Here is a 9433-nt window from a genome sequence, read left to right as displayed (position 1 = left end):
TATGGCGAAGCGGTTACAGTCAGTGCGCTCCTGAACAAAGTAGGGTTGCTCCGTGTATGGAAAAAAAACCTCTAGTTGTTGTAAACGGTTTAGTCCGTAAAGATGCAATTGCTTATTTAAAAGAGCACGTAGATGTGCGCCAATGGACTGAAAAGACTGTAATGCCTCGTGAGACATTAAAGGAATGGCTCGTTGATGCGGATGGTTTGTGGTGTGTTCGCCCTTTAGATGTAGACGGTGATCTTGTAAAAAATGCACCTAATTTAAAGGTTATTGCTCAAGCAGCTGTGGGTTATGATAATGTAAAAATTGATGAATTAACGGCAGCAGGTATTCCTTATGGCAATACGCCAGGTGTTCTTAATGAAACTGTAGCAGAGCTTGCTTTTACATTGATTGCCACTGCTAGTCGTCGTATTCTGGAAAATGCTAATTTCGTAAAAGAAGGACGTTGGGCTCAAAGACCATCTAATATTAAAGGTTTTGATTTGAGTCGCCGTACCCTTGGTATTATTGGGATGGGGGCTATTGGTGTATCTATTTCTCGTCGTGCTCGTGCATTCGGTATGACTGTGGTATACCATAATCGTAATCAGCGTATTGATGACAAGATTCATAAAACTACGTATATGGAATTAGATGACTTGTTAGCTACTAGTGATGTAGTTTGTGTGATGGCTCCACTAACAGATGAAACATATCACATGTGTGATGAAGCATTCTTCAAAAAAATGAAGAATACTGCATTGTTTGTTAATGTTGGCCGTGGACCTATCGTTGATACAGATGCTTTGATTAGTGCCTTAAAAACAGGTGAAATTGATTACGCAGCACTTGACGTAACTGATCCAGAGCCATTGCCAGCAGATCATCCATTATTGGATGTTGAGAACTGTCTTATCGTACCACATATTGGTTCTTATACTGATCGTACGCGTTATGATATGTCTATTTTGACAGCTGACAATATTATTGCTGGCGTTCATAAGAAACCATTAAAGACCTGTGTTAATGAAGAAGTTAACTATAAGAAACCAGAAATGGATGTAGAGTCTGCCTTAGAAGAGCTTAAAAAAGCTGGTATAGACTTAGCTGATTTCGACTAATATCACAAGACCTCAAAAGATATGCGGTATTATGCAAAATATGGTAAAATAAAAGAATATTTATCCTATGGAGGTTAGAACGTTGGAACATAAAGATATTGAAAAAACTGTAGCTCCTGAAGAAGTTGTATCTGTTAACTTTATCGAAGCTATCATCAACAAAGATAACGAAACTGGCAAATACGGTGGTCGTGTGTTAACTCGCTTCCCACCAGAACCAAATGGTTACTTACATATTGGTCATGCTAAATCTATTTGTCTTAACTTTGGTATTGGCAAGCAATATAATGGCTTAACAAACCTTCGTTTTGATGATACAAACCCAGCAAAAGAAGACGTTGAATACGTAAACTCCATTATGGAAGATGTAAAATGGCTCGGTTTTGATTGGGCTGGAGAGCCTCGCTATGCATCTGATTATTTCGGTCAAATGTACGAATATGCTAAGAAATTAATCACTCTTGGCAAGGCTTATGTAGATGATCAAACAGCAGATGAAATTAAACAAACACGTGGCGATTTCTCTACACCTGGTACCAATAGTCCATACCGTGACCGTAGCGTAGAAGAAAACTTGAAACTCTTTGAAGAAATGAAGGATGGTAAATACGCTGATGGTGAAAAGGTATTGCGTGCGAAAATCGACATGGCACATCCTAATATCGTTATGCGTGACCCTGTTATCTATCGTATTGTAAATGCAGAACATCATAATACAGGTAATGAGTGGAAAATCTATCCTATGTATGATTTTGCTCATCCTATTGAAGATGCTATCGAACGTATTACACATTCCATCTGTACTTTGGAATTTGAAGTTCACCGTCCGTTGTACGATTGGGTACTAGAAGACTGGGATGATACTGAAATTCCACAACAAATTGAGTTTGCTCGTTTGAACGTAACTAAAATGGTTATGTCCAAACGTAAATTGCGTGCTCTTGTAGAAGCAGGCCTTGTAGCTGGTTGGGATGATCCTCGTATGCCTACTATTTCTGGCTTACGTCGTCGTGGTTACACTCCAGAGGCTATTCGTGATTTCTGTGATCGCATTGGCGTAGCTAAGGCTGACAGTGTTGTTGACATTGCTTTGCTTGAGTTCTGTATCCGTGAAGATTTGAAACTCAAAGCTACACGTCCTATGGTAGTTATTGATCCTGTGAAAGTTGTTATTACGAACTATCCAGAAGGTCAAACTGAACTTTGCACAGTTGAAAATAATCCAGAAAATGAAGAGTTGGGTAACCGTGAAGTTGTATTCGGTCGTGAAATCTACATTGAACGCAATGACTTTATGGAAGAGCCAGTTAAGAAATTCTTCCGCTTGGCACCAGGTAAAGAAGTACGCTTAAAAGGTGCATACTTCATTACATGTACTGATGTTATTAAAGATGAAAATGGCAATATTACAGAAATACACTGTACATATGATCCAGAAACTAAGAGCGGTAGCGGTTGCACTCGTAAGGTAAAAGGGACATTGCACTGGGTTGAAGCATCTACTGCAGTAGATATTGAATCTCGCTTATATGATTATTTACTTAAAGAAGATTCCGATGGTAAAGACTTCTTGGGCGATTTCAACCATGACTCCTTACAAGTATTCCATAGTAAAGGTGAAGCATGTCTTGCTAATACTGTACCAGGAGACCATTTCCAATTCTTGCGCCAAGGTTACTTTGTAACTGATAAAGATAGCACACCAAATCATATCGTAATGAACCGTATTGTTGGTTTACGCGATAGCTGGGCTAAGGCACAAAAGAAATAATTTAGTCAGTCATATACGTTGCTAAGATAATGATAAAGAACCGCTCCACTAAGGGCGGTTCTTTACTACTGTGTTGTTACTATAAATGTTGAGTGTTTGTGACATTAACATTTCACTAGAGGAGACATATGAAAAAATTAGTATTACTTGCTACTGCAGCTGCTGTATTAGTATCTGTTCCAGCAATAGGTTCTGCAGCAAACATTAAGTCCGTTTTGAATAAAAGTCAAACTGTAACATATCAAGGTGTTAAATTATCTGAAGGTGTTACAATGTATCAAAATAATCCTAAAGCACTTTTTGCAGGCGATGCAAAAAAAGATATTAAATCTGTGCTTATAGAAGCGGGTGCTACCTCTGCTAATGTATATACATTGAATATTAAAAACGAAAATGAAATGAACTATGCTGTATATGGTGATGTAGTATTAGGAAAGCAATTATCTGGGCGCATGAGTGAAACTAAGCATGTCAATGCAGATCCATCTTCGCTAGGTGCACTTGCCTCTGCTATTAATAAGGGAGATAGTCCAATCCTTGGTACTTTCACAGTTGTAACGCCATTAGCTAAACAAGGTAATGTATACGAAGGAACATTAAAATATAAAAGCGTAGCTAATAATAATTCTTATAATGAAGTTTTACATATTAGCCTTTTTGATGATAAGTATACTGGTCCGAATGCACGCTTTATCGCTATAGATGAAGCTGATGATGCTGCGATATTCCCTAAAGTTAAGACTTTACTAACCGTAAAAAAATAAATAATTATTGAAAATATATATCAATTATTCTTGACAATTTTTCTCATCAAGAGTACTATTGGCATATAGGAATTATTCTCATTAGAGAAAGTTCTAACGATGTGCAACAGGCAGGTACTATTATGATGAATTCAATTGACCATATCATTGGATATCATTGTGCACCGGCAATTCGAGGTATCAAGCTTTCGAACTTGGTTTCTATTCCACGGGACATGAATGAACAAATCCAATTTGTATTGACAGAATATAATAAAGAGTTCAATGAAAAAGGATTGTTCTTCTTTGAATTATGTCGCTGTAAAGCGCGTAGACTATTATTGGTATTCCGTGAGAAACAATTACGAGACTATGTACGGCAACCTGCAGTTATGACATTTTTGAAAGCCTACGGTTATCATGATCGCATGAGCATTATGGAGATGCTTGAGCATCTTAGATATCGTATGGAAGCAAGTGTTGATTTTCCACATGAAATCGGCGTATTTCTAGGTTATCCATTAAAAGATGTGAAATATTTTATTTCTCGTCGTGGCAGTGGATATCGTATGTGTGGAGAGTGGAAAGTTTACCATGATGTGGTAGATGCAAAGCGCTCTTTCTTATGTTACAAAGCATGTCGTGAATTTTGTCAAACTCAATTGATGTTGGGAAAAACATTTAGTTCATTGGTCGCAAGAACGGCCTAGGAGGTACAAGATGATTGGTGTAATTTATTGGTCCGGTACAGGCAATACAGAACAAATGGCTCAAGCAGTAGCTGAAGGTATCAAAGCTGCAGGTCAAGAAGTTGAAGTGAAATCTGTTTCTGAAGTATCCGTAGATGACGCAGCAGCTTACGAAAAACTAGCTCTTGGCTGTGCTGATATGGGTGCAGAACAATTAGAAGAAGGCGAATTTGAACCATTCTACACAGAATTAGAAGCTAAATTAGGTGGTAAAAAAGTAGCAATCTTTGGCTCCTATGGTTGGGGTGGCACTTGGTTAGAAGACTGGGGCACTCGCATTAAAGACGCTGGTGGCGAATTAGTAGCTGATGGCGTGGCAATCTTGGGTGAACCTGATGATGATGGTAAAGCACAATGCCAAGAATTGGGTAAAACATTAGCAAACGCATAATTTACGCTTAACCATTAACATAAATCCTAACAGTTAACAGTATATAAAGGCTGTAATAACGGTAATTCGTTATTACAGCCTTTTTTGTTTATATTGGTATTAATTATAAGGGTGTATCTCTATATATAATAGAAAATTTGGGTAGTCATGAGTGATAGGAATATTTATGAAAGGTATAGATACATACTGATATACTGGGTCCGTTTTGTAGATATAAGAATATAGATATACACTTGTCTCTATAGAATGTTACTATATTTATTTATGTAGATATGATGATGAATAGGTCATCAAAATTTTTTATAACAATAAAATAATGTGATAAAAATCATAGTGTTTATATGTGTTTATATCAGTACACGTATATGGTTGAATAATTATTGATAACTTTAATGCATGATAGCATTGCATTTTTGTATACATAGACCTATAATTTAAGTAAGGAACCTAACAAAAAATTAGGTTGATACAAAAATAGTTAGAATTATTCTCATAATGCTAACTATGTAAGCGGACTGAAGTTATTTAGACCATAAAGTTAACCGATACCGATGAGAGGGAGGTTATCTCAATGAGTACATTGGAACGGCTAAAAGTAATAGCCCATGGATTGGCCATACAATTCGGACCATCTTGTGAAGTACTAATACATGACTTACAAGGAGATCTCGATACATCACTTGTATATATAGAAAATGGTACGATAACGAATCGTCATGTTGGTGATGGTCCATCACATGTGGTTTTAGATGTACTCAACTATGATGATGGTAGTGAAGGTAGATTTGGGTATCTAACAAAAACTAAGGATGGACGAATATTAAAATCCTCTACCATGTATATCCGTGATGATAATGGCAATATTGATTACCTATTAGGAATTAATCAGGATATCACAGAGTTTGTTATGATGCATCGATCACTTGAAAGTCTTATAGGGATAGGCCAAGCAGAGAATGGCACTGTTGAAAAAATTACTACAAGTGTATCGGAACTATTAGATGATTTACTACTAGAAGCAGAACGGTTAGTTGGCAAACCTGGACCACTCATGAATAAAGTAGAGCGACTAAAAGCTATTAGCTACTTAAATGAAAAAGGGGCTTTTCTTATCTCTAAATCTTCAGAAAAGATTGCGGAGTATTTCAATATTTCTAAGTTTACTCTTTATAGTGATTTAAATACTGTAAAGGAAGAATCCTAGGAGGCAAATATGGACCGAATTCAGTGGAAACGTAATACGATGGCACCATCTAGTGACAAGTTTTTGTCCGTTATGGATGTTAGAGAAATTAAGAAAGCTAAAGCGTTTCATGAAAGTTTTCCACAGTATAGTGTAACTCCACTAGTATCGCTAGAAAAATTAGCAGATTATATCGGTGTTAATTCTCTCTTTGTAAAAGATGAATCTTACCGCTTTGGCTTAAATGCGTTTAAGGTATTAGGCGGCTCTTATGCAATGGCAAAATATGTAGCTCAACAAACTGGTAAAAATGTTGAAGATGTACCATATGATGTATTAACTTCTCCACAATTAAAAGAAGAATTCGGACAAGCTACATTCTTTACAGCTACTGATGGTAACCACGGACGTGGCGTAGCCTGGGCTGCTAATAAATTAGGTCAAAAAGCAGTAGTGTTCATGCCTAAAGGCTCTACAGAATATCGTAGGAAACAAATTGAAAATGAAGGTGCTACCGTAACAATCGAAGAATTCAACTACGATGAATGTGTACGGTTAGCAACTAAAAAATCTAAAGAAGTTCCAAATGGTGTTGTAGTTCAAGATACAGCATGGGAAGGTTATGAAGAAATTCCAAACTGGATCATGCAAGGCTATGGCACAATGGCTATGGAAACTGCAAATCAGTTAGAATCTGAAAACTGTAAGGTACCAACTCATGTATTTGTACAAGCTGGTGTAGGTTCCCTAGCAGGTGCTGTAGTAGGTTATTTCACTAATTTATACAGCAATGCAACTAAGAAACCTAAATTAGTGGTTGTAGAAGCTGAAGCAGCAGCTTGCTTATACAAAGGGGCTGTAGCTGATGATGGTAATCCTCGTATCGTTGAGGGTGATTTAGAAACAATCATGGCTGGACTTGCATGTGGTGAACCAAATACAGTTTCATGGGATATTTTGAGAAACCATGCGGATGTATTCGTATCTGCTCCTGATTGGGTAGCAAGACTTGGGATGCGCGTTGGTGGTGCACCGATTAAAGGTGATACACCAATCACTACAGGTGAATCTGGTGCAGTTCCACTAGGTCTTGTAACGGCAATTATGACAATGCCAGAATATGAAGACTTACGCAAGGAATTAGAATTAGATGCGTCTTCAAAGGTGCTCTGCTTCTCCACTGAAGGTGATACAGACCCTGAAAGATATAAAAACATTATGTGGTATGGTGAAGATCGTTAGGAGGCATTAATTATGGATTTACAAGCAATTAAACAAGCAGCAGCAACTTATGGACCAGCGATGACCAAGTTCTTACGTGAAATCGTAGCATTCCCTGGTGAAAGTGCAGAAGAAAAAGAACACGTTCAACGCATTGAAAAAGAAATGAAAGATCTTGGCTTCGACGAAGTTGAAGTAGATCCAATGGGTAACATTCTTGGTTACATGGGTACTGGTAAAACTCTTATTGCCTTCGACGCTCATATCGATACAGTAGGTATTGGCAACCGCGATAACTGGAATTTCGATCCTTATGAAGGTTTCGAAGATGAAACTAAAATCGGTGGTCGTGGTGTATCTGACCAATTAGGTGGTATCGTATCCGCTGTATACGGCGCTAAAATCATGAAAGACTTAGGTCTTTTAAGTGATAAATATCGCGTACTTGTTGTAGGTACAGTACAAGAAGAAGACTGCGATGGTCTTTGCTGGGAATACATGATTAAAGAACGCAATATTCGTCCTGAATTCGTAGTATCCACTGAACCAACTGACGGCGGTATCTACCGTGGCCAACGTGGTCGTATGGAAATCCGCGTAGACGTACAAGGCGTATCTTGCCACGGTTCTGCTCCAGAACGCGGTGACAACGCAATTTACAAAATGGCAGATATTCTTCAAGATATCCGTGACTTGAATGCTAACTCTGCTGATGAAAGCACAGCAATTAAAGGCCTTGTAAAAATGCTTGACCCTAAATTCAACCCAGACCACTACGAAGAAGCTCGCTTCTTAGGTCGCGGTACTGTAACTACTTCCCAAATCTTTTACACTTCTCCAAGCCGTTGTGCAGTAGCTGACTCTTGCGCCGTTTCCTTGGACCGTCGTATGACAGCTGGCGAAACATGGCAATCCTGCTTGGCAGAAATCGAAGCTTTACCACATGTTAAAGAATATGGTGCGAAAGTATCCATGTACGAATATGCTCGTCCATCCTGGACTGGTTTGACATATCCAATCGAATGTTACTTCCCAACTTGGGTAATTCCTAAAGATCACAAAGTAACAGAAGCTTTAGAAGAAGCATACACTAGCTTGTATGGTAACGAACGTATCGGTGCAGAAGACACAGTTGAAATGCGTAAAGCTCGCCCATTGACTGATAAATGGACATTCTCCACTAACGGCGTATCTATCATGGGCCGTAATGGTATCCCTTGCATCGGCTTTGGTCCTGGCGCAGAAGCACAAGCACATGCTCCTAACGAAATCACATGGAAACAAGACCTTGTAACATGTGCAGCTGTATATGCATTATTACCATCCGTATACTGCAAAGACTAATATCATATACATTGAATTAGATCTCTTTAAAACGGAAATCACTAGAACATAGTTCATAACTACAAATTTAATATGGTACCTCACCATTTGATGAGGTACCGTATAAAGTTAGATCCTAAGTAGCCCTTTAGGGAATTGAAAGAGAGGACTTACAGATGACAGACTTCAATAAAAGTATTGAAACTTTAAAAGACTTAGACGTTAGCAAAATGTACGGCGAAGATTTCTTCCTTACATGGGAAAAATCTGAAGATGAATTAAAAGGTGTTTGGGCAGTAGCTGATGCGTTACGTGCTCTTAGAGAACGCAATATTTCCACTAAAGTATTCGACAGCGGTCTTGGCATTTCCTTATTCCGTGATAACTCCACAAGAACTCGCTTCTCCTTCGCCTCCGCTTGTAACCTTTTAGGTTTAGAAGTTCAAGACTTGGATGAAGGTAAATCCCAAATTGCTCACGGTGAAACAGTTCGTGAAACAGCTAACATGATTTCCTTCATGGCTGATGTAATCGGTATCCGCGATGATATGTACATCGGCAAAGGTAATGCTTACATGCATCAAGTATCCGATGCAGTAAAAGAAGGTCACGAAGATGGCGTATTAGAACAACGTCCTACACTTGTAAACTTACAATGCGATATCGACCATCCAACACAAATCATGGCTGATGCAGCTCATATCATCAAAGAATTCGGTGGTGTAGAAAACCTTAAAGGTAAAAAACTTGCTATGACTTGGGCGTACTCTCCATCTTATGGTAAACCTTTATCCGTACCTCAAGGTGCTATTGGTTTATTCACTCGTCTAGGTATGGAAGTTGTATTAGCACATCCAGAAGGCTACGAAGTAATGCCTGAGGTTGAAGAAATCGCTAAGAAACAAGCTGAAGAAAGCGGCGGTTCCTTCCGTAGAACTAACGACAT

Annotated in this window: 9 protein-coding genes; all 9 read left to right on the top strand. The window is 38.4% G+C overall.

Features of this window, described 5'->3' with window-relative positions; translation table 11 throughout:
• Positions 1-56 precede the first annotated feature (56 nt).
• Positions 57-1106 carry a D-glycerate dehydrogenase gene (locus Q7P05_RS03450; protein ID WP_295825733.1) on the top strand — a complete coding sequence of 350 codons (1050 nt, stop codon included), beginning with the start codon at positions 57-59 and terminating at the stop codon, positions 1104-1106.
• A gap of 82 nt (positions 1107-1188) precedes the next feature.
• A complete protein-coding gene (locus Q7P05_RS03445) occupies positions 1189-2877 on the top strand; it encodes a glutamine--tRNA ligase/YqeY domain fusion protein (RefSeq protein WP_303930459.1) in 1689 nt (562 codons plus the stop codon).
• A gap of 128 nt (positions 2878-3005) precedes the next feature.
• Complete coding sequence (locus Q7P05_RS03440; protein WP_213466906.1) at positions 3006-3641, top strand: hypothetical protein; 636 nt, start codon at positions 3006-3008, stop codon at positions 3639-3641.
• Positions 3642-3742: 101 nt separating this feature from the next.
• Entirely contained in the window at positions 3743-4330 is a 588-nt protein-coding gene (locus Q7P05_RS03435) for a DUF3793 family protein (protein WP_060924014.1), read from the top strand.
• Between the two features lie 10 nt (positions 4331-4340).
• Entirely contained in the window at positions 4341-4760 is a 420-nt protein-coding gene (locus Q7P05_RS03430) for a flavodoxin (protein WP_213466905.1), read from the top strand.
• A 571-nt stretch (positions 4761-5331) separates the two neighbouring features.
• Positions 5332-5964, top strand: coding sequence for a transcriptional regulator (locus Q7P05_RS03425; RefSeq protein WP_105085934.1), 633 nt, complete (start codon positions 5332-5334; stop codon positions 5962-5964).
• A 9-nt stretch (positions 5965-5973) separates the two neighbouring features.
• Positions 5974-7185: a diaminopropionate ammonia-lyase gene (dpaL, locus tag Q7P05_RS03420; RefSeq protein ID WP_024065752.1), complete on the top strand. Its 1212-nt coding sequence runs from the start codon at positions 5974-5976 to the stop codon at positions 7183-7185.
• Between the two features lie 12 nt (positions 7186-7197).
• The gene (locus tag Q7P05_RS03415) at positions 7198-8508 is read left to right on the top strand and encodes a YgeY family selenium metabolism-linked hydrolase (RefSeq protein ID WP_060924011.1); all 1311 of its coding nucleotides are present in this window, start codon (positions 7198-7200) and stop codon (positions 8506-8508) included.
• Between the two features lie 155 nt (positions 8509-8663).
• Positions 8664-9433 (top strand): knotted carbamoyltransferase YgeW (ygeW, locus tag Q7P05_RS03410; RefSeq protein WP_303930453.1); only part of this gene is annotated, 770 nt, incomplete at its 3' end.

The sequence above is a fragment of the Veillonella dispar genome (genome assembly GCF_937975875.1).
Lineage (GTDB): Bacteria > Bacillota > Negativicutes > Veillonellales > Veillonellaceae > Veillonella > Veillonella dispar_B.
The sequence above is the reverse complement of the archived record's forward strand: the minus strand, read 5'-3'. Positions and strand labels throughout refer to the sequence as shown.

What these genes read in the sequence shown, in the direction of transcription:
- Q7P05_RS03450 (WP_295825733.1), top strand. Translation starts at nt 57, where the DNA reads ATGGAAAAAAAACCTCTAGTTGTTGTAAACGGTTTAGTCCGTAAAGAT.
- Q7P05_RS03440 (WP_213466906.1), top strand. Translation starts at nt 3,006, where the DNA reads ATGAAAAAATTAGTATTACTTGCTACTGCAGCTGCTGTATTAGTATCT.
- Q7P05_RS03430 (WP_213466905.1), top strand. Translation starts at nt 4,341, where the DNA reads ATGATTGGTGTAATTTATTGGTCCGGTACAGGCAATACAGAACAAATG.
- Q7P05_RS03425 (WP_105085934.1), top strand. Translation starts at nt 5,332, where the DNA reads ATGAGTACATTGGAACGGCTAAAAGTAATAGCCCATGGATTGGCCATA.
- dpaL (WP_024065752.1), top strand. Translation starts at nt 5,974, where the DNA reads ATGGACCGAATTCAGTGGAAACGTAATACGATGGCACCATCTAGTGAC.
- Q7P05_RS03415 (WP_060924011.1), top strand. Translation starts at nt 7,198, where the DNA reads ATGGATTTACAAGCAATTAAACAAGCAGCAGCAACTTATGGACCAGCG.